The sequence below is a fragment of the Cryobacterium sp. TMT1-19 genome, from assembly GCF_004403055.1.
GTDB lineage: Bacteria > Actinomycetota > Actinomycetes > Actinomycetales > Microbacteriaceae > Cryobacterium > Cryobacterium sandaracinum.
Genome location: NZ_SOHB01000018.1, coordinates 1 through 19372, shown reverse-complemented (window position 1 = coordinate 19372; position 19372 = coordinate 1). Strand labels below are relative to the sequence as shown.

General features: G+C 67.0%; 21 protein-coding genes. 8 read left to right on the top strand and 13 right to left on the bottom strand.

Annotation, left to right across the window (positions count from 1 at the left end):
- Positions 1–3 precede the first annotated feature (3 nt).
- On the bottom strand, positions 4–822 hold the full coding sequence (locus E3T40_RS04345) for a GntR family transcriptional regulator (RefSeq protein WP_134542776.1): 819 nt from the start codon (positions 820–822) through the stop codon (positions 4–6).
- 114 nt (positions 823–936) lie between these two features.
- Between E3T40_RS04345 and E3T40_RS04340 the strand changes: the two genes are divergently transcribed.
- The 3 genes from E3T40_RS04340 (at position 937) to E3T40_RS04330 (ending at position 5294) form a co-directional block, all read left to right on the top strand.
- Positions 937–2331: an MFS transporter gene (locus E3T40_RS04340; protein WP_134542775.1), complete on the top strand. Its 1395-nt coding sequence runs from the start codon at positions 937–939 to the stop codon at positions 2329–2331.
- A 56-nt stretch (positions 2332–2387) separates the two neighbouring features.
- Complete coding sequence (locus E3T40_RS04335; RefSeq protein ID WP_134542774.1) at positions 2388–3518, top strand: nucleoside hydrolase; 1131 nt, start codon at positions 2388–2390, stop codon at positions 3516–3518.
- Between the two features lie 105 nt (positions 3519–3623).
- A complete protein-coding gene (locus tag E3T40_RS04330; RefSeq protein WP_134542773.1) occupies positions 3624–5294 on the top strand; it encodes an ABC-F family ATP-binding cassette domain-containing protein in 1671 nt (556 codons plus the stop codon).
- 467 nt (positions 5295–5761) lie between these two features.
- On the opposite strand, the gene E3T40_RS16295 is transcribed toward E3T40_RS04330, so the two are convergent.
- The 5 genes from E3T40_RS16295 to E3T40_RS04310 all read right to left on the bottom strand — a co-directional run bounded on the left by E3T40_RS16295 (position 5762) and on the right by E3T40_RS04310 (position 9007).
- A complete protein-coding gene (locus E3T40_RS16295) occupies positions 5762–5908 on the bottom strand; it encodes a hypothetical protein (RefSeq protein ID WP_158250227.1) in 147 nt (48 codons plus the stop codon).
- A gap of 116 nt (positions 5909–6024) precedes the next feature.
- Complete coding sequence (locus tag E3T40_RS04325; RefSeq protein ID WP_134542772.1) at positions 6025–6699, bottom strand: hypothetical protein; 675 nt, start codon at positions 6697–6699, stop codon at positions 6025–6027.
- A 247-nt stretch (positions 6700–6946) separates the two neighbouring features.
- Complete coding sequence (locus E3T40_RS04320) at positions 6947–7660, bottom strand: GAF and ANTAR domain-containing protein (protein ID WP_104100070.1); 714 nt, start codon at positions 7658–7660, stop codon at positions 6947–6949.
- Positions 7653–8372 carry a GAF and ANTAR domain-containing protein gene (locus tag E3T40_RS04315; RefSeq protein ID WP_134542771.1) on the bottom strand — a complete coding sequence of 240 codons (720 nt, stop codon included), beginning with the start codon at positions 8370–8372 and terminating at the stop codon, positions 7653–7655. Before E3T40_RS04315 ends, E3T40_RS04320 begins: the two co-directional genes overlap by 8 nt.
- Before the next feature lie 92 nt (positions 8373–8464).
- The gene (locus tag E3T40_RS04310) at positions 8465–9007 is read right to left on the bottom strand and encodes a MarR family winged helix-turn-helix transcriptional regulator (RefSeq protein WP_134542770.1); all 543 of its coding nucleotides are present in this window, start codon (positions 9005–9007) and stop codon (positions 8465–8467) included.
- A gap of 173 nt (positions 9008–9180) precedes the next feature.
- On the opposite strand from E3T40_RS04310, the gene E3T40_RS16290 reads away from it, so the two are divergent.
- The 3 genes from E3T40_RS16290 (at position 9181) to E3T40_RS04300 (ending at position 10579) form a co-directional block, all read left to right on the top strand.
- Positions 9181–9441: a hypothetical protein gene (locus tag E3T40_RS16290; RefSeq protein ID WP_158250226.1), complete on the top strand. Its 261-nt coding sequence runs from the start codon at positions 9181–9183 to the stop codon at positions 9439–9441.
- A gap of 227 nt (positions 9442–9668) precedes the next feature.
- On the top strand, positions 9669–10400 hold the full coding sequence (locus tag E3T40_RS16285; protein WP_166786578.1) for a glycosyltransferase family 2 protein: 732 nt from the start codon (positions 9669–9671) through the stop codon (positions 10398–10400).
- Complete coding sequence (locus E3T40_RS04300; RefSeq protein ID WP_146067630.1) at positions 10379–10579, top strand: hypothetical protein; 201 nt, start codon at positions 10379–10381, stop codon at positions 10577–10579. Before E3T40_RS16285 ends, E3T40_RS04300 begins: the two co-directional genes overlap by 22 nt.
- A gap of 21 nt (positions 10580–10600) precedes the next feature.
- On the opposite strand, the gene E3T40_RS04295 is transcribed toward E3T40_RS04300, so the two are convergent.
- Positions 10601–11131 (bottom strand): pyridoxal 5'-phosphate synthase, encoded by a 531-nt coding sequence (locus E3T40_RS04295; RefSeq protein ID WP_104170695.1) that lies wholly within the window; start codon positions 11129–11131, stop codon positions 10601–10603.
- A gap of 84 nt (positions 11132–11215) precedes the next feature.
- On the opposite strand from E3T40_RS04295, the gene E3T40_RS04290 reads away from it, so the two are divergent.
- Entirely contained in the window at positions 11216–12109 is an 894-nt protein-coding gene (locus E3T40_RS04290) for an NAD-dependent epimerase/dehydratase family protein (RefSeq protein WP_134542767.1), read from the top strand.
- Positions 12110–12154: 45 nt separating this feature from the next.
- Here the strand turns inward: E3T40_RS04290 and rbsD are convergent, their stop codons facing one another.
- The 6 genes from rbsD to E3T40_RS04260 form a co-directional block, all read right to left on the bottom strand.
- On the bottom strand, positions 12155–12538 hold the full coding sequence (gene rbsD, locus E3T40_RS04285; RefSeq protein WP_104170697.1) for a D-ribose pyranase: 384 nt from the start codon (positions 12536–12538) through the stop codon (positions 12155–12157).
- The gene (locus E3T40_RS04280; protein ID WP_104170698.1) at positions 12535–13458 is read right to left on the bottom strand and encodes a ribokinase; all 924 of its coding nucleotides are present in this window, start codon (positions 13456–13458) and stop codon (positions 12535–12537) included. Before E3T40_RS04280 ends, rbsD begins: the two co-directional genes overlap by 4 nt.
- A complete protein-coding gene (locus E3T40_RS04275) occupies positions 13455–14399 on the bottom strand; it encodes a substrate-binding domain-containing protein (RefSeq protein ID WP_104194279.1) in 945 nt (314 codons plus the stop codon). The genes E3T40_RS04280 and E3T40_RS04275 overlap by 4 nt, the downstream gene beginning before the upstream one ends.
- 74 nt (positions 14400–14473) lie before the next feature.
- Positions 14474–15445: an ABC transporter permease gene (locus E3T40_RS04270; RefSeq protein ID WP_134542766.1), complete on the bottom strand. Its 972-nt coding sequence runs from the start codon at positions 15443–15445 to the stop codon at positions 14474–14476.
- Positions 15446–15455: 10 nt separating this feature from the next.
- Complete coding sequence (locus E3T40_RS04265) at positions 15456–16970, bottom strand: sugar ABC transporter ATP-binding protein (protein ID WP_104170701.1); 1515 nt, start codon at positions 16968–16970, stop codon at positions 15456–15458.
- A gap of 1 nt (position 16971) precedes the next feature.
- The gene (locus E3T40_RS04260) at positions 16972–18036 is read right to left on the bottom strand and encodes a LacI family DNA-binding transcriptional regulator (protein WP_104170702.1); all 1065 of its coding nucleotides are present in this window, start codon (positions 18034–18036) and stop codon (positions 16972–16974) included.
- Between the two features lie 356 nt (positions 18037–18392).
- Between E3T40_RS04260 and E3T40_RS04255 the strand changes: the two genes are divergently transcribed.
- Positions 18393–19372, top strand: a 980-nt coding sequence (locus E3T40_RS04255; RefSeq protein ID WP_166786577.1) for a DUF222 domain-containing protein, incomplete at its 3' end; no start/stop codon positions are given.

Here is a 19372-nt window from a genome sequence, read left to right as displayed (position 1 = left end):
GGCTCAGGACTGCACCGCGTGGCTGATCGTCAGCTGCACGAAGTCGGTGTTGATCAGGGCCTTCGAGAGATAGAACGGGCGCCCGTCGTGGTCGAGAGTCTGGGTGAGGATGAGCACCGGACTGCTGGCCGGCAGCCCGAGCAGCTTGCCGCGTGTGGCACCGGGAACACCGAGCGTGATGTCGGTTTCGCCGGGCCCGAAGATCGGACCGAGCACCGCGATCAGCGCGGCGAGCGCACTGTGTCCCGCATCTCCCGCGTCACCCTGGGCGTTCGCGTCGACGCCTGCCTCGGACACGGCCGCCACCGCCGCCTCGCCGAGCCGGCTCAGGCGATCTCCCGGCACGTGCTCCTGGATCAGGGCGATGGGTGCACCCTCCCGGGTGATGACGCTCTCGAGAAACCATGAGGCCTCGTCGGTGCGGATGCCGACGGCGTCCGCAGTGAACGCGGGCGACGCGGACTGCAGCGCAGTCTGGGTGCGGCGAACGTGCACGGTCGGTCCGGTCTCGCTGAGAAGCTCCTCGATCGGACGGATCTTCTGCAGCCCGAGGTGAGGCAGCCGGTCGGCGACGAAGCGCCCGATGCCCCGGCGCGAGCGCACGAAGCGGTCCTCCTCGAGAAGCATGAGGGCCTCCCGCACGACCGTGCGGCTGACGCCCATCGCCGTGCCGAGCTCGGACTCCGATGGGAGTAGGGAGGCGATCGGCAGGGATCCGTTGCGGATCGCCTCGGTGATGCGCGAGTACACCGCCACCCGCAGCGGCAGACTTCCATTGGTCTCGAGCGGACCTGCCAGGGCCGCCTCCGTGCGTCGATCCATTCGTTCTCCCCTGGTCGGTGAGTCGAGCCTATCGTGTGATCTCACGCACTTGTATAACAAGCATGTACACTGAGCGTGTCGACCTTGTGTTTGCTCCAATGAAGGAGTCATGTCATGTTCGTGCTTTCCTCCGAAGCCGCTCCCGTAATGGGGCGCGCCCGCGCTCCCCGGGCTCCCGGGGTGTTGATCGGCACGCTGGTCCTGGCGATCCTGACGTTCCAGCTGAATGCCACCCTCCTCTCCGCCGCCTTGCCAGTCGTCGGCGCCCAGTTGGGCGAGAGCATGCAGGATGTCGCCCGGGTGCAGTCGGTGTTCTTCCTTTCCGGCGCCGTTTTCGGCATGGTCTTTTCCCGCTGGAGCGATTTCCTCGGCCGCAAGCGCAGCCTCGTGATCGTACTGACGCTGCTGCTGATCGGCACCGTCATCTGCGCCCTCGCACCGAGCCTCCCACTGCTGCTGCTCGGCCGGGTGCTGCAGGGCGCGTCCAACGCCACCTTCACGATCTCCTTCCTCCTACTCTCGGAACGCCTGAACAGCCGCCTGTTCGGCATCTCGGTCGGCATTATCACCTCGGTCAACGGCGGCCTGTTCGGCGTCGACGGCTTCCTCGGCGGCTTCGTGACCGACACCATCGGCTGGCGGTTCCTCTTCGTGATCACCCTCGGCCTCGGGCTGGTCGCAATCAGTTGCGTCGCACTCTTCATTTCGCAGGATGAGCCGCGCACCCAGGACGGGTCAATGGACTGGTGGGGTGCCGGCATCCTGTCCCTGTTTCTGGTGCTGCTCACGAGCCTGATCTCGCAGGCGTCGTCGTCAGGCTGGGCCGACCCGCTCACGCTCAGTTACCTCGTCGGGGCGGTCGTCAGCGCGGTCGTCTTCGTGCTCGTTGAGAGGCGCACCCGACGGCCGCTCATTCCCATCCACGCGCTGCGTTCCCGCCAGGTGTGGCCGCTCCTGCTGTCCACGGTGCTCACCCTGGCCGGGGTCTTCTCCGCGCTCAACTTCACCGTGGTCTTGCTCAGCCAGAACAATCAGGTGGGTTACGGGCTCTCCGCCTCGATGTCGGCGCTGCTCTACCTCACCCCGACCGCGTTCGTCGGCGTCACCGCGGCGATCTTCTCCGGCTGGATCGCCGTGCGGATCGGTTGGATCACCGCGCTGCGGCTGAGCAGCGGCGTCATCACCCTGATCACGGTCGGCCTGGCCGTGTTCGCGATGGACCGCTGGCTGGTTTTCAGCCTGCTCATCGTGATGGGCGTCTTCTACCTCGGCCTGTTCCAGAGTTCGGTCAACGGCGTCTCCGTGCTCAACTCGCCGCCCGAGGCCCGCGGGGCCCTGCCCGGCCTGAACGGCGCCTGCTTCGGCATCGGCATCGGCATCGGCATCGCCCTCGTCGCCCCGGTCGTGGCCGCGGGCACGGTCGCCGGCTTCCAGACGGCCCTGTGGATCTCCGCGGGCCTCACCCTGGCATCCTTCCTGGCCTCCCTGATTCTGCGCCCCGCCGCATGAACTCCCGCACCACTTCTGAACCCCTGAACCAGCACGATGAGAACGGATGGTCAACGATGACTCCCACGACGGCTCCCCACCCCCGCCCGATCTACCTCGACTGCGACACCGGGATCGACGATGCGATGGCGCTTGCGTTCTTGCTGGCGACACCGGGCATCCGTCTGGTCGGGATCGGCACGGTGAGCGGATGCGTCAACCCGGCCGTCGCCGCGGCGAACACCCTGAGCCTGCTCGCGACCGCCGGGCGTGACGATATCCCGGTCGCCGTCGGCGTCTGGGAGCCCGTCAGCGGGATCTCCCGGCGCGGGACCGCCCACATGCACGGCCGCAACGGGATCGGGGACGTGCTGCTGCCCCGCTCGCGGCGGCACCCAGTCGACGACAGCGCCACGGAGCTGCTGATCCGGCTGGCGCACGAGTATCCCGGCGAACTGGAGGTCATCGCGGTCGGCCCGCTGACGAACCTGGCCGAGGCCCTCTGCCTCGACCCGGAACTTCCCCGGCTCGTGCGTCGCGTCACCATCATGGGCGGCGCCGTCTTCGCGCCCGGCAACGTCGGCAAATTCGCCGAGGGCAACATCGCCGCCGACCCCACGGCCGCCGCGGACGTCTTCGCGGCCAGCTGGCCGGTGACCGTGGTCCCGCTCGACGCGACGGCGCCGCACACCTTCGACGAGACCCACCGGCGGGCACTCGCCTCGGCCTCGGGGCTGACCCAGCAGGCACTGGCCGCCATGCTCGGCACCTGCCTGACGCAGTGCGGCACGCAGTTCAGCACGCGGCGTTTCGCCCTGCATACCTCCATCGCCGCGGCCTTCGCAACCGGCGCTCTTGAGGCCGAGCGGGCGCCGACCCTGCGCATCTGCGTGGACATGAGCGCCGGCCCGCGCCACGGCCAGACCCACTTCGCCAAGGTGGAGGCGGGGGCCGGGGGGCCTGTCACCGCGGGGCCTGCCGGGCAGAATCCGCACGAGGCCCGGGTCGTGCTGTCCATCCGGCGAAACGCCGCGACGCTGCTCCTGGAACGAATCCTCACCCTCGCCCCCGCTGCGACTTCGGCTCAGGCTTTCGTGCCGGCTGCCGCTGACGCCGTTGTTGTTCCGGGTCAGGCTCAGGCTCCGTCCAGAGCCCGAGCACAGGCGCCCGCTCGGACCCGTCGGCAGGCGGAACCGGTACCAGCCTGAGCCGCCGTCTGCATCCGTCGGCACCCGTCGAGCCGCTCTTCTTGACGACTTTCGCAACACGCCGTGACGCGCGCAACCGCAGTGCCAGTCTGAGAAAATAGACGAATGACCGCAACACTCGTGGCCAAGGGCCTGACCGGCGGGTACGCGCACCGCACACTCTTCGATTCCCTCGACCTCACCGTCGCGCCCGGCGACGTCGTGGGTGTCGTCGGTGTGAACGGATCGGGCAAGTCCACGCTGTTGAGCTTGCTTGCGGGCCTGGCCGAACCGCAGTCCGGCACCGTCAGCCTCGCCCCGGCCGATGCCTTCGTCGGCTGCCTGCCGCAGGAGCACGAGCGTGTGCCCGGTGAGACCGTGGCCGGTTACATCGCCCGGCGCACCGGCTGCGCCCAGGCGACCCACGAGATAGACGACGCGGCATCCGCTCTCGGCGATGCATCACCGAGCCCGCGACCCGACGGCCTCGACCCGGCCGACGCGTACTCGGCCGCCCTCGAGCGCTGGCTGGCCAGCGGCGCCGCCGATCTCGATGAACGGATGCCCGTGGTGCTCGCCGGCCTCGGTCTCACTTTCGCCACCGAGCTCGCCGAGCACACCCTGATGACGTCTCTGTCCGGCGGGCAGGCCGCGCGGGTCGGACTGGCCGCCCTTCTGCTGTCGCGCTTCGACATCGTTCTGCTCGACGAACCCACCAACGACCTCGACCTCGACGGCCTGGAACGCCTGGAGTCCTTCGTCACCGGCCTCCGCGGCGGCGTCGTGCTCGTCAGCCACGACCGTGAGTTCCTGGCGCGCTGCGTGACGCGCGTGCTCGAACTCGACCTCGTCCAGGGGGCAAACCGGGTCTTCGGCGGCGGCTACGACTCCTACCTGGAGGAGCGCGAAACGTCCCGCCGGCACAAGCGCGAACACTACGACGAGTTTGCCGAGAAGAAGGCCGACCTCGTGGGCCGGGCCCGCACCCAACGCGAATGGTCAAGCCAGGGCGTGCGGAACGCCATGAAGAAGGCACCCGACAACGACAAGATCCGACGCAAGGCATCCGCCGAATCCAGCGAGAAGCAGGCGCAGAAGGTGCGGCAGCTGGAGAGCCGCATCGCGCGCCTCGAGGAGGTCGACGAGCCGCGCAAGGAGTGGCAGCTCGACTTTACGATCGGGTCCGCGCCCCGCTCGAGTTCGGTGGTGTCCACGCTGAGCAACGCGGTGCTCCGCCAGGGCGATTTCACCCTCGGCCCGGTGTCGCTGCAGGTCAACGCGGGTGAGCGCATCGGCATCACCGGGCCCAACGGGGCCGGCAAGTCCACGCTGTTGCGCGCGCTGTTGGGGCATCAGGTTCCGGATGCCGGCACGGCCAGCCTCGGTGCCAGCGTCAGCATTGGCGAAATCGACCAGGCCCGGGCCCAACTCGATGGCACCCGGCCCCTCGCCACCAGCTTCGAGGAACTCGTGCCCGATCTGTCCACGGCCGAGGTGCGCACCCTGCTCGCAAAATTCGGCCTCAAGGCCGACCACGTCAACCGTCCGGCCGCGGACCTCTCCCCCGGCGAGCGCACCCGTGCAGGCCTGGCGCTGCTGCAGGCGCACGGCATCAATCTACTGGTGCTCGACGAGCCCACCAACCACCTCGACCTGGCGGCCATCGAGCAGCTCGAGCAGGCCCTCGAGTCCTACGAGGGCACGCTGCTGCTGGTCACCCACGACCGACGGATGCTGGCCAACGTGCACACGGACCGGCACTGGCGGGTGGACAACGGCCAGGTGACCGAGGCGTAGGTGAGCGGACCCTATTCGATTGGTGGAGTCGCTCCCGGAAAGTCAGAGCTGACTGCACCGAGTGGACGCGGCTGAGCCCAGGCGGAGCNGACTGCACCGAGTGGACGCGGCTGAGCCCAGGCGGAGCGCCGTGTCCGGTGTTGAACCAATTCGACGGAGATTCTGGTCTGAAACTGCTTTTCGGAGTATTGCGGGGACGATTTGGGCGAATCTCCGTCGAATTCGTTCGAGGAGAGTCACTGCCAGACCGCGCGGACAACCGCCGCGAACCCAAATCCACGATCCCTCACGGCTGTCAGGCCCCTCGCATCAAGGACTCAGTAGCCGTCGACCGGTCCTACCGGGGTGGCGCCAGCGATGCTCCAGTGCCGACCGCTGTCGACTGTCTCAGCATCTTCCCAGTTTTCGTCACCGTCAGCGGCGTCTGCCAGGTGCAGGGCCGGTGGTCGCGGCGCAGACGGATTTCTTTAGTATCCCGGGCGGGTACTGCCGACGTTCTTCGGCCGGCGGCGCGACGAGCGAACCTTCTGCATCGCGGCCTTCCCCTGCGGGCTGCGCAGGTACTTGGTGACCACGGTCAGGATTACGGGGATGTACTTAAGCAGGCGAGCCATGGCGGTCTCATTTCTGTTTAAAATTTTGGGTACGAGAGTGCGGTAGCGGCTGGGCAGACCTGCGCCCGCCCAGCCGCCCGGTGCAGGTGTTGGATATGGGTGTTAGGTGCTGGACGTCAGCGGCCGAGTGCTTCGCGGTCGACGCGGCGGTGGAACCGCATTCCGGCGAGTCCGCCGACGATTGCGCCGACGAGGCTAATCAGGACGATGACGATCGCGGTGATGATGCTGCCTGCCGTGAGACCGTCCGGATTGAGCGGGATGCTGGGCAAGCTGTTCAGGTTCCCCAGAACGTTGAGTTCACCGCCGGCAATGACCCCGAGGATCCCGGCGACGGCAGCGATCACGATCGCCCAGACCCAGACCGCGATTCCCTGCTTGATTCCGTTGAAGCGGGCCATCCGACCGGCGACGTAGCCGCCGCAGAAATATGACACGAAGACCACAACCGCGAGCACAATCGCTCCGACCAGTGCCATGGTGCCGGCGTTCTCGGCAGCAGTTCCGGCAGCTTGGTCCGTGGAATCGGCCCCGCCCAGGCCGACTGCGGCTCCGACCGCAGCGAACAGGGCGGTGAGGATCACCGCGGTCCCGGTGGCGGTGAGCCAGCCGAAGAAGGCCGATCCCCACTTGATCCCGCCGAAGCGGGCCTCGTCGCGGCCGACGGCCTTATCACGGCCGGCGACCTCGTGGCGGTTGGTCGCCCCATCGCCCGCGGATACCGCAGCATCGGAGCCGTGATCGTCGATGTTTCGATTCATGTTCAAACCGGATGAGTCGTACGTTGCCATGTTGATATCTCCTCTACTGATACAGGTATGAACCTCAGAGAGTCAGGAAGACTTCGCTCAGCCGCGTCACAGGAGAATCGATGGAGTGGACGCGATCGGAGCGTGTCCCGCCGAGACAGAATCTGTCCTCAGCGAGAATCTCTTAACATGTAGTCGTATTTCAGAGGGTGTTCGTCACAGAAATCAAGCAGGGAATTTCGCGCTCCTGGAGGATTCAGGCGCTCTGAGAGGCGCGGGGGTCTCCCGGCTAGATGACAAGGGTCTGGTCGACCAGCCCCTGAGCAACCTGGGACAACAACAAGTGGTTACTGCGAGCGTGATTCCTCAGCAACGCGAATGCGTCCTCCATCGAGACTCCGCGGGAATGCGAGATCACGCCTTTGGCTTGCTCGATGAGGACTCGGGAGTTCAACGCAATCGTCAATTGCTCCCGCACCGAGTTGCTTTCTCGGAGCGTGCGTTCCTGCAGAATCCCGATCGTGGCCACATCGGCCAACGCCTGGGCCGCGCGCACATCCTGTTGACGCAGGGCGCCGGGAACAGTGGACAACAAGTTGAGGGCGCCGATGGTAGTCTCACGCAGCCGCAACGGAATCGCATGGACCGCAGCGAAACCCTGCTCCCTGGCGCTGTCCCGAAACCGCCGCCACGCGAGCGGGCTGTCCTCCACGTCCGGCAGGGACACGACCGACCCGGTAATGAAACACTCGACGCACGGGCCCGCCCGAGCGCTCAGTTGCATCACCTCGACAAGCCTGCTGGCTTCGCTGGTGGAAGCGACAACTTCGAGCTCTCCGTTTTCGTCGGCCAGGAGAATACCTGCCGCCGCAATATCGAAGAGCCCGGCGCAACTCTCCACCAGTGTCTGGAGGAGCTCCACCACGTCATAACCGGCAACCAGGGTGTCAGCTAGGGTCGCGAACGTTTCGATCAGGCGGTCTTCTCTCGTTTCATCAATCATGAGACCCTTCGATCTGGTTTTCATTCACCGCAAAAGTTAATCGCCGGTCGATGATCTCCTCCGCGATCTCCTGCACAGATCGGCTGACGGCGAAGGCATGGCCCTGGATGATCAGACGGGCGTCCAGGGCAGAAATCCCCAGTTGGGCCAGCACCATGCCTGTGGCCTGATGCACCTCACGTCGGGAGAATTGTTTGCGCGTGTCGGTTTCACCCTGAATGTCGCTCTGGGACAGCCGGATGGCACGAGCGAGAACGAGCCGGCTGACGACGGTCGCGAGGGCTGCAGTGTGCTGGATATTCAGATCACTGAGATGACTGGGCCGACTCGTGTACAGGTCGATCGCCCCGATGCGCAACGGCCCCAGCGACAAAGGAAAAGCAAAAAGCGCGCCCAGATCATCGGCGATGATTGCCTCCGAGAACGCCGGCCAAACCCGGTTCGGCCGTTCGCGAATGTTCGGCTCGAAGACCGGCGCCCCGGTTTCTAGAGCATCCCAACTCGGACCCTCGCCCAGATCGAATTGCAGCTCGTCCAGCCGCATCGATTGGGCGTCGCTCGCCGAGATTGTCTCATCAGGGAGAAAGTCACCGAACGTCGAGATTGACACCCCATCCACTGGCAGTACCCCCAGGAACGGCTCGAACAGACGGGACTCGCTACCTGCCAAAGCGGACAATGCCTTTTCGGCAACCGCGAATTGATCACGCATGGCAATCCCTCCTGCGATTCTCGCTGCTGCTCCTTTTCAGACGTGGCCAAGTCATCTACCGAACGTACCCCGCCACGTCCGAAACGGGAGGCTCAAGAAGCCTTCACAACCGATATTTGAGTTCCAGCAAGTCTTTCTTCCAGGTCGTAGCCGAGCGCCGCAGCGATATTCAGCAGCTGCGCCTCGAGCAGTTCCTGTTCAGCACACGACATTTTCCTCTGAGCTTCGCCGATCCGTGCACGAAAATCACCGTAGATGCTATCCATCAACGTCCCGCCCGTCGCAGTCAGCTCCAGGAACAGGCTCCGCCGGTCATCCGGGTTGGCAACTCGGCGCACGACATCCCGGGCGACCAACCGGTCAGAGATCGCGGTGACCGCACCCATCGAGAGATCTGTGGAACCGGCCAAAATCTTCGGTGTCACCCGGCCCGCTTCCGAAATTCGAAAAAGAACCCGTATCTCAGAACCCGTGAAGCCATCCTTCGCCGCCATCCCGGCACGCGTCTTGTCCAGCGCTCGAAGCAGAACGACCACCGCAGCAGCAACACCCTCGAGAACCTGGACGGAGCCACTTTCCTTGAACATGGTTTCCTCCCGACAACAACGAAAAGTACTCAGCTGGATCTGCGGCACATTTCCGCCTCCACCCTATCGACGACGTGCATCATCTTCCAACATAAAATAGTTTGAAATTCAAACTGATCGCTATATATTACTTCCCGACGCCAATTCTTAGGGCATCGTCCGATCTCTGCTGAACCACTACGTGGCGCTTCAGGGTCCGCTGAGAGACAGGGTCTATTTCCATGAACGAGTACCGTCTGACCGTGAATGGCGACCGTTACGTTGTCGACACCGACGATGACCTGGCAGCATGGAAAACCTCCGTGGCCGACGCGGTGCAGCGCGGTGGAGGATTCATCAATGTGATCAATTCCGCCGGGTTCTTGACTACGCTTCTGATCACCCCGAACTCGACCGTCACGCTGCAACAAGTCCGCTCACAACGACCGGAGCCCTGGACCCAGCTTCTCGCCGAGGAGGCCTTCACCTACGAGGACTTCTAGCTCTCCGAACTGGTGTCTTCGGCAACTCCTCAGCGGGCCCGTCGCGGCGTACGTTTGTAGTAACAACCCGGGGGCCAGATGCCGCAGCCGTGAGTCACACAGCTCGCACCTGGGGCTCACATGACCGCGCTCCAACCGCACCGGCACCGCCGGCATCGCCGCCAACGCGCGCTGAGCCCGCTGCCCTCCACCGGACGCCCGGGCGCCGGCTCTGTCTCTCCGTCGCCGTGAAGTTCTGGCTGTCCGTTCTGTTCGCGCTCAGCTGGACCGACGCATCCGTTTGGATCTCGCTGCCGTGGATCCAGGGCCTGACCCGCCTGACCGGCGAACCGCCGACGTGGATCATCGTCTCCCTGGTGGCATTCCTGCCTGGCTTCGTGGTGGCGTTTCTGAGCCTGTCGCTCCTGCTGGATCGCCAGCCGCCGTTCCGGGTCCCCGATCCGGTCACCCCCCTGACCATCATCGTGGCCGCCCGAAACGAGCAGGACGGTCTCCGGGAGACGATCCGCTGCATCGGCGGGAGCGATTACGCCGGCGAGGTGACGGTGATCCTCGCCGACAACGGCTCCGATGACGCTACGGCGCGGTTCGCCAACGTCGCCGCCATCGAATCCGACGTTGACCTGCTGGTCGTGCGGCAACCTGTCCCCGGCAAGTCGAACGCGCTGAACTCAGCACTGACCCACGTGACCACGCCCTATCTGATCACGGTCGACGCGGACACGCTGCTGCACCGGAAGGCCCTGCACCACCTGATCTCCCGGCTTGAATCCGCCCCGGCAGACACTGTTGCCGTGGCCGGCGCGGTTCTCGTGCGCAACTCCCGCATCAACCTGCTCACCCGCATGCAGGAGTGGACGGGCTGTTCTGGGTGCCCGGCCTCGTGCTGTTCGCCGTCTTCGGCAACACAGCCGTGGTCTCGATCTGGGCGCTGGCCGTGCTTCCGATCACCCTGGTGATCTACGGAAGTCTGCGCATGTTCCAGAGCCGCCGGGTCTTCGGTCCGCTCGGTCTGGAAGTGCGACGCAACCGGTTCGGCTACCTGGCCTATCTGCTCGGCGACCAGGTGCTGTGCTCCTACGCGTCACTGGTTGGCTATGTGCAGTTCCTCACCGGGTCCGCCCGCCGCTGGAAGTAGTCCCCCTCAGCCCCAGCGCGCTCAGCCCTCGGCGGGAATCAGGTAGCGGTGGCGCACGTGCCGGCGGCCGGGGTCGGCCTGCCAGAATTCGACCTCGACCGGGCGCAGGGCGTACAGCTGCCAGGTGGGGTTCTCTGATCCGTCGGCGCCGGGCCGTTCGGACCAGTCGGCCGCCGAGGCATCCGTCGACAACTCGGTGACCGGGCCGACCACGCGCACCTGGCGGCCCAGCGCCGACCAGAAGAAATTCATCGCGGCCAACGGATGCTCCGTCAGCTCCCGGCCCTTGCGCGACGCCCGCGAGGTGGCAAAGTGCCAGCCCTCGGCGTCGAGATTCTTGAGGATGAGCATGCGCGACGACGGCATGCCCTCGGCGCCGACGGTCGCCAGGCTGAAGGCGTGCGGCTGGGAAACCCCGGCCGCCAGGGCCTCATCAAGCCAGGACCGGAACAGTACAGCCGGGTCGAGTGGCGCCGACGCCGGGTCGAAAATCGGCAGATCGATGGGGAAATCCGGCAGGGAACGCAGCATGCTGCGGAATAATTCGCTCACCCCCACGAGCCTACTGCGCCGACTGCGCCGACTGTCAGCGTTCAGAGAGTGCCGCTAGCGTTGGAAGCGGACAAGAGGAGCGAGATGACGGTACTCATTGCAGGATGCGGGGACCTCGGCACGGAGGTGGGCCTGCGTTTCGCGGCGCTCGGGCACCGGGTGGTGGGGTTGCGCCGCAACGCGGCCGTTCTCCCCGCCGGTATCGAGGGCCAGTCCGTCGACTTCAGCGCGCACAAGCCGGTCGTGCCGGCCGACACCGAGATCGTGATCGTGGCGATCGCCGCGGGCAACCCCAGCCCCGCGGTCTACCGGGCGGCCTACGTCGACGGTCTGCAGAACCTCCTCGACGCGCTCGACGAGGCCGGCGTCACGCCCCGCCGCGTGCTGCTGGTGTCGTCGACCGCCGTCTACGACGTGTCCGACGAGAGCTGGGTCGACGAGCAGACGCCCGCCAACCCGAGGCCGGGCACCGACGCCATTCTGCTCGAGGCCGAACGGATGCTGCACGCCCGCATCCCCGCGGCCGTCGTCTTCCGCCTGTCGGGCATCTACGGCCCCGGCCGGGAGCGCCTGATCACCCAGGTGCGGAGCGGCCGCACCACCGCGTCGGCCTCGGCCCGCCACACGAACCGCATCCACCGGGATGATGCCGCGGCCGCGATCGTGCACCTGATGCTGCGGGAGGAAGCACCGGCGACCCTCTATCTCGGCGTCGACAGCGCGCCGGTGCGCGGCGGTGAGGTGCTGGCGTTCCTTGCCGAGGAGCTTGGACTGCCGGCCCCTAGGCCCGAGGCACCCGGCGCTCCCGGCGCAACGACTGCTGCGCCCACTCGGCCCGTCCCGCGGGACAGCCAGCGCGGAGGCGACAAACGCCTCCGCAACCAACTGCTGCTGGGCACGGGTTTCACGTTCAGCTATCCGACCTACCGCGAGGGCTACCGGGCCGTGCTGGCCGGCCGGGGCATCCGTCACCCGTAGCTCAACCGGGTTCGGTGTGAACCAATTCGTTCGGGAACGAGACGTTTAGAACGAGACGCCGCAGACCAGCGCCGCGTTCGCGAACGGCGTCGCCTCCCCCGAACGGATGAATAGCTTCGCCGAGGCCGACAGGTCCTTCAACTCGGCGTGGCTGATGTACTCGATCGCGTCGAACCGGTCGGCCAGCCAGACCCCGGCGGGGGCGGTTTTCGCCTCCTCCGCGGCCACGCAGCGCTGGAACACCATCTCCTCGAGCAGGGCGTCGAGCACCTGCTCGAAGCGCGGCACACCATGCACAAGCGCCAGGTCGATCACGGGAACGCCGGCCGGGATCGGCATGCCGCAGTCCGCGAGGAGAACGACATCCGTGTGCCCGAGGCGGGCCAGGGCGCCGGAGAGGTCGGCGTTCAGGATGCCGCGGCGCTTCATGCGCGTACCAGCGGCAGCTCGTCGGCCAGGGAGGGATACGACGTCTGCGTGCCGCGCGACTGCACTGCGAAGGCACCCACGCGCACGGCCCGGCGCACGGACTCGGACAGGCTCGACCCGGCCGCGAGCTGCGCGCTGAGGGCGCCGACGAATGCGTCGCCGGCGCCCGAGCTGTCCACGGCAACGACCCGTGGCGACGCCAGACTGTGGGTACCGTCCCGGTCGGCGCAGATCGCGCCCTTCGCACCGCGGGTGAGCACGACCGAGGGAACGCCCCAGTCGAGGAGCCGGGCGACGAGCTCAGCGTCCTCGGTGGGGATGACCATTTTCGGGGCGAGCTGCGCGAGCACGAGGGCAGCCTCGTGCTCGTTGACGACCAGCGGGTCGGCCCGACGGATGCTCGCGGCATCCAGTTCGATCACGGGCGCCAGGTTCAGCACCACCCGGCCGGTGGCCAGCCGCATTGCCGCCACGATGCCCTCCGCGGGGATCTCACCCTGGAGCACCACCACGGCGGCCTCCGCGATGACGGTCGCGCTGGCCTCAACGGCCTCCGCGCCCAGCAGTGCGTTGGCGCCGGGGATGATCACGATGGTGTTTTCGCCGTCGGCGGCGACCGTGACGAGTGCCAGGCCGGTCGGGCCGTCCACCGCGCGCACATTCGACAAGTTCACTCCGGAGCGGGTCAGGATCGCAGTCGCGACCTCGGCCTGCGGATCCCGGCCGACCAAGCCGACCATACTCACCGCGGCGCCCAGCTGGGCCGCCGCGACGGCCTGGTTGGCTCCTTTTCCTCCGGGGAGGAACTCCATCGACGTTCCGATGAGGGTCTCACCGGGCAGCGGGTGGCGTTCGATGGTGATCAGCTGGTCGACGTTGATCGACCCGACGACGACGACCGTGCTGGCGGAGTAACTCACTTGGCGAAGTCGCCGACATTCGTCTTCGTGACGGAGACGACCTCGACCGGAACGGTCTTCTCGATCGTGTCGCCGGCGATGGCCTTGATGGCCAGTTCAACGGCGAGCTTGCCGAGTTCGGCCGGCTGCTGAGCGATGGTGGCAACCAGGGTGCCTGCCTCGATGGCGGCGAGTCCGTCTGCCGTGCCGTCGAAGCCGACGACCGCGACCTCGGTGCCGGCCCGCGACCCGAGAGCCTGGATGGCGCCGAGCGCCATTTCATCGTTCTCAGCGAAGAGGCCGGTCGCGCCGGGGTTGGCCTGCAGCAGGTTCGTGGTCACGTCGAGCGCGGCGGCGCGGTCGAAGTTGGCGGTCTGCTTGGCAACCACGGTGATGTTCGGGTAGGCCTTCATGCCCTCTTCGAAGCCCTGGCCGCGGTCACGGCTGGCCGAGGTGCCGGAGACACCCTGCAGGTGGATGACGCTGCCCGTTTCGCCCATGGCCTCGGCGAGGGCGTCGGCAGCCTGACGGCCACCGGCCACGTTGTCGCTGGCGACGAGTGAGTTCAGGTCGGCGCCGTTGACCGTGCGGTCGACCCCGATGACCGGAATACCCGCGCTGAGGAGGTCGTTCACGGCGGAGGAGGCGGCGTCGGAGTCCACCGGGTTCACGATGACGGCCTTGGTGCTGCCGGAGGCCGCGGTGGCGAGCTGATTGGCCTGCGTGGCCGAGTCGTTCTGGGCGTCGACGATGTTCAGCTGCACGCCGGCCTCGTCGGCGGCAGCCTGCGCGCCGTCGCGCAGTTCCACGAAGAACGGGTTGTTTAGGGTGGAGACGGCCATCACGATCTTGGTGCCCGACGCCTCAGACCCGCCACCACGGCCGCAGGCCGTAGTGCCCACCAGAATCAGGGCGGCGGTGGCGGTCAGCGCCGCGATTTTGCGAAACGAGGAGGACTTCATTGTGTATTCCTTTGTGGTTATTGATGGGTGAGGAGAAAGGTAGAGGGGGTGACGGATGTCGGCCGCCGGCCTGGTCAGCTGCTGCGGGTCTTGCGGCGGAGCACGTCGACGCCCACGGCGAGGGCGATCACGAGTCCGATCACAACCTGCTGCCAGAACGACGTCACGTTGAGCAGGTTCAGGCCATTGCGGATGACGACGAGCACGAGGGCACCCACGAAGGTGCCTGAGATCTTGCCGAGGCCACCGGCGAGGGAGGCGCCGCCGATCACGACGGCCGCGATGGCGTCGAGTTCGTAGCCGGCCGCGGCCTGCGGCTGCGCGGAGTCGAGGCGCCCGGCGAGCAGGAGCCCGGCAAGTGCGGCGAAAAGTCCGGCCAGGGCGAAGACGATGACCAGGATGCGCTTGACCGGCAGTCCCGACAGCCGGGCGGCTTCGGCGTTGCCGCCGACCGCGTACATCGAGCGGCCGATGACAGTCCGGTTGAGCAGGAAGGAAGCGGCCAGGGCGGCGAGCACAAGGATGATGATCGGCATCGGCACCGGGCCCAGGTTGCCGCCGAGGAAGGAGACCTCGGCCGGCGTCGAGATCGGACGGCCGTCGGAGATGACCAGGGTCAGTCCGCGGGCCACGCTGAGCATGGCGAGCGTGGCGATGAACGAGGGCAGCTTGCCGTAGGCGTTGGCCAAACCGTTGATGGTGCCGGCCAGGGCTCCGACGAACAGACCACCCAGGAGGGCGATCCAGCCGGGGAGGCCGGCGCTGGCGAACATCCAGCCCGACGACATGGCCGACAGGGCCGCCACGGCACCCACCGAGAGGTCGATCCCGCCGGCCACGATGACGAAGGTCATCCCGAAGGCCAGCACGGCCACCGTGGACACCTGGATGCCGATGTTGAGCAGGTTCTGCGCGGTCAGGAAGTCGGGAGTCGCGATGAACAGGGCGATGCAGAGTACGACGAGGCCGACGAGGGCGCCGTTGTTGGCGAGGAACTTCTTGTAGTCGAGGCCGCGGCGCTTCATCGGCAGAGTTGTGGTGGACATGGTGGCTTCCCTATCTCTGTTCGTACTTCTCGTCGACATCGCGGGCGGCGAGTGTCATGACTGCGTCTTGGGTGGCCTCGGCGGCGGTGAGCTCGCCGGCGATCCGGCCGTCGCGCATCACGAGGATGCGGTCGCTCATGCCGAGAATCTCGGGCAGTTCACTTGAGACCATCAGAATCGCTCCCCCGGCCGCCGTGATCGCGTTCATCAGTTCGTAGATCTCGACCTTGGCGCCCACATCGACGCCGCGGGTGGGCTCGTCGAGCAGCAGCACCGTGGAGGCGGCGATGATCCAGCGGCCGAACACGGCTTTTTGCTGGTTGCCCCCGGAGAGTGCGCCGATCGACTGGTCGATGGTGTGCATCCGGATGCGCAGTTTCATGGCCACCTCGGCGGCCCGGCTGCGTTGGCCGGCGAAGTCGACCAGACCCAGCTTCGCGGTGGCGGCGAGCGTGGCGTAGCCGAGGTTGTCGTTGACGGATGCGTCGAGCACCAGCCCCTGTCCCTTGCGGTCTTCGGGCACGTGCCCGATGCCCGCTGCGATTGCCGCCTGGATGCTGCCGTTCGGCAGCTGCCGGCCGCGCACGGCGACCGTGCCGGAGGTGTACCGGTCGGCGCCTGCGATCGCGCGGATCAGTTCGGTGCGCCCCGCGCCGACCAGCCCGGCGATGCCAAGCACCTCGCCCGCCTTGACGATGAAGCTGATGTCACTGAACGAGCCGGCCGAGGTGAGCTTGTCGACCGTGAGGATCTCGGTCGCCTGGCTCATGTCGCCGGCCGACCGCGGGAAATGGTCTTCGATGTTGCGGCCGACCATCAGCTTCACGAGGTCGTCTTCGGGGGTGGAGGCCGGCACCTCGGCTATGAACTCACCGTCGCGCAGCACGGTCACGGTGTCGCCGACCTCGGCGATCTCGTCGAGGTGGTGGCTGATGAACAACATGCCCACCCCACGGCGGCGCAGGTCGGTCATCACGGCGAACAGGCTCTCGGTCTCGTGGCGGGTCAGGGCCGCGGTGGGCTCGTCCAGGATCAGGATGCGGGCGTTGATGCTGAGCGCCTTGGCGATCTCGACCAGCTGCTGCCGGGCGATGCCGAGGTCGCCGACCAGGGTGTCCACGTCGACGTCGAGGCCGATCAGGGCGAGGGCGGCACGCGCCCGATTGCGCAGGGCGCTGCGGTCGACCAGGCCGTGCTTGGTGGGCATCCGCCCCAGCATCACGTTCTCGGCGATGCTCATGGTGGGAACGAGGTTCAGTTCCTGGTGGATCGTGGCGATGCCGAGTTCCTCGGCCGCGCGGGCGGTGGGCAGGGTGACTGTCTGCCCGTCCACCACGATGTGGCCGGCGTCCGGCTGGTACACCCCCGCCATCATCTTGATCAGGGTGGACTTGCCGGCACCGTTCTCGCCCAGCAGCACCTGCACCTTGCCGGCGTAGACGCTGACGGTGACGTCTTTGATGACCGTCACCGGTCCGAAGGTCTTGCCCACGTTCTGCAGGGTGACCAGTGGTTGTTGACTCATGTCAGTTCTTCCTCGGGCTCGGCCCGGATGCGGGTGAAACGGCTGCGGGTGAATCGGGCACGCCTGAGATGGGCGCCGAGGACGACGCCCGGATGATCAGTTCGCTGGGCAGCACCACCGACTCGGGGGTGCCTCCGCCAATGACCTCGAGCAGCATCTTCACGGCGATCCGGCCCATGTCCTCGACACTGTGCGAGATGACGCTGAGCGCCGGGTCGAGCAGGGCGAACCACTCGATGTCGTCGAACGCGATCAGGGCCACGTCCCTGCCGATACGCAGCCCGCGCTTGTGAAGAATGGCGATCGCGCCCACGGCCATCGGGCTGTCGGCGGCGAGCAGGGCGGTGGGCGGCTGGCGCAGTTCGAGCAGCGCGTGCACGCCGGCCGAGCCACTGGCGGCCTGGAAGTCGCCGAAGTAGACCAGCTCGGGGTCCTGGCTGAGGCCGAACTCGGCCACCGCGCGGGTGAAGGCGGCGAACCGGTCCCGGCCGGTCGAAATGGCCTGCGGGCCCGAGATGTAGCCGATGCGGGTGTGGCCGGCCGCGGCCAGGTGTGCAACAGCCTGGCGGATGCCGGTTTCGCTATCCGTGGTCACGCTCGGCACATCAAGGCCGTCCACGGTGCGGTCCACGAAGACGGTCGGGATCTTGCGTTCGATCAGCGAACGGATGCTGCCGCTGCCGTCCCCGAGCGGTGCCACGACGATGCCGTCCACTCGCCTGGAGATCAGGGTGTCCAGGTACCGGTCCTGCTGTTCCTTGCGCTCATTCGCGTTGCCGAGCAGCGTGACATAGCCGGCAGCCAGGGCGGCCTGTTCGACCGTGTGGGCGAGGTCGGCGAAGAAGGGGTTGCGCACATCCGACACCAGCAGGCCGATGGACTCGGTGTGGGTGCTGCGCAGGGCGCGCGCCTGGGCGTTGGGCCGGTAGTCGAGCTGGGCGGCCGCGGCGGCGACGCCGGCCCGAGCCTCGGGCGAGGTGGCCGGGCTGCCGGACAGGACCCGGGAGGCCGTGGCCACGGAGACGCCGGCCAGGGCGGCGACATCCTTGATCGTGATGGCAACCATCTCTCACCTCTTCGTGTTCGTGCGGGTACCCGGCGTAGTCGTGGAATCGTTTCCATGGAAACGATTCCATATTAGGTCCTAGCGACGGCCACTGTCAACGAGCTTCGTCGCCGGCAAGCAGGACGGCCCGTGGCGACGCTGGCACATCAACGGCACCCTCATGGATGAGGGAACCTGGCGGGGCGGCACGCGCACGGGTGACTGGGTCTGCTAGAACTCGGACGGGTCCATCCGAAAGTCACAGGCCTTCCGATAGCGGACCTGTCGGCCGCGCTTCTGGACAAAGATACGAAACTGCTATCCACAAAAAGTGAGTGACACTCGCCTACATGTGCCCCTTAAGGTATCCTCATAACATGACGAACCTCGCGGATGACCTCAGGCAGGCGGCCGACGCTGTCGCCCTGCTGGGCTCCTCGAGCGCCGACCTCGCGGCTCTTCCCGACGCCGAGGCTTTGGCCGGCCAGAAGCGGATCGCCTGCGCGCGCCGTCTGCTCGACACCTATGCCGCGTTGATGGCCGCAACCATCGCCGAACGTTCCCGCCCGGAACTCGGCCACTCGGGGCTGGCCGCGCAGCAGGGGTTCCTCTCGCCCGAGGCCCTGATCCAGAAGTGGACCGGCTCGTCCAAAGGTGACGCCTACAAGCTGGTCGCGGTCGGCACGATGATGGCCGACACCGAGGCGGCCGACAAGCTGGTCGAAGAGGCACTCTCGACGCTCTCGACGCCCGACGCCGGTGCCGACGCCGATGCTGTCGACGTCGCGGCGTTTGTTGCGAGGGTGCCGTGGCAGGCCCCGATCGCCCGGGCCGTGACCGCCGGCACGCTCTCGGTTGACGCGGCCGAGTCGATCCGGGCCGGGCTCGGCCAGATCGACGCGGCAGTCACCACGGAGAAGCTCCGGGTGGCCCTCGAGACGCTCCTCACCGAGGCGTCAACGTTGAATGCCGACGAGGTCTTCAAACGGGCGAGACGGATGCGCGACCTGCTCGATGAGGCCGGCATCGCCGCCCGGGAGAAGCAGGCCCACGACGACCGCTACCTGAAGGTCTACCGGCTGAGCAATGGCAACGTGCGCCTGAACGGGCTCTTCGCCCCCGAAGACGGCGAGTTCGTGCTTTCCACGTTCGACTCGATCACGGGCCCGCGCCGCGGCGGGGTGCGATTCGTGGACGCGGAGCGGGCAGCCTGGGCAAAGAAGATGCAAGACGACCTCCGCACGACCGAACAGATCGCCGCGGACTCCCTCGTGCAGCTGCTGAAGATCGCCGGCGAGGCCGACCCAAGCCGGGTCTTCGGCGGCCGCCGCCCGGCGGTGCGCGTGATCGTGACCGA

Bases quoted from the DNA above. Each gene is read 5' to 3' on its own strand.
- E3T40_RS04345 (WP_134542776.1), bottom strand. From the start codon at position 822: ATGGATCGACGCACGGAGGCGGCCCTGGCAGGTCCGCTCGAGACCAAT.
- E3T40_RS04340 (WP_134542775.1), top strand. From the start codon at position 937: ATGTTCGTGCTTTCCTCCGAAGCCGCTCCCGTAATGGGGCGCGCCCGC.
- E3T40_RS04335 (WP_134542774.1), top strand. From the start codon at position 2,388: ATGACTCCCACGACGGCTCCCCACCCCCGCCCGATCTACCTCGACTGC.
- E3T40_RS04330 (WP_134542773.1), top strand. From the start codon at position 3,624: ATGACCGCAACACTCGTGGCCAAGGGCCTGACCGGCGGGTACGCGCAC.
- E3T40_RS16295 (WP_158250227.1), bottom strand. From the start codon at position 5,908: ATGGCTCGCCTGCTTAAGTACATCCCCGTAATCCTGACCGTGGTCACC.
- E3T40_RS04325 (WP_134542772.1), bottom strand. From the start codon at position 6,699: ATGGCAACGTACGACTCATCCGGTTTGAACATGAATCGAAACATCGAC.
- E3T40_RS04320 (WP_104100070.1), bottom strand. From the start codon at position 7,660: ATGATTGATGAAACGAGAGAAGACCGCCTGATCGAAACGTTCGCGACC.
- E3T40_RS04315 (WP_134542771.1), bottom strand. From the start codon at position 8,372: ATGCGTGATCAATTCGCGGTTGCCGAAAAGGCATTGTCCGCTTTGGCA.
- E3T40_RS16290 (WP_158250226.1), top strand. From the start codon at position 9,181: ATGAACGAGTACCGTCTGACCGTGAATGGCGACCGTTACGTTGTCGAC.
- E3T40_RS04290 (WP_134542767.1), top strand. From the start codon at position 11,216: ATGACGGTACTCATTGCAGGATGCGGGGACCTCGGCACGGAGGTGGGC.
- rbsD (WP_104170697.1), bottom strand. From the start codon at position 12,538: ATGAAGCGCCGCGGCATCCTGAACGCCGACCTCTCCGGCGCCCTGGCC.
- E3T40_RS04275 (WP_104194279.1), bottom strand. From the start codon at position 14,399: ATGAAGTCCTCCTCGTTTCGCAAAATCGCGGCGCTGACCGCCACCGCC.
- E3T40_RS04270 (WP_134542766.1), bottom strand. From the start codon at position 15,445: ATGTCCACCACAACTCTGCCGATGAAGCGCCGCGGCCTCGACTACAAG.
- E3T40_RS04265 (WP_104170701.1), bottom strand. From the start codon at position 16,970: ATGAGTCAACAACCACTGGTCACCCTGCAGAACGTGGGCAAGACCTTC.
- E3T40_RS04260 (WP_104170702.1), bottom strand. From the start codon at position 18,036: ATGGTTGCCATCACGATCAAGGATGTCGCCGCCCTGGCCGGCGTCTCC.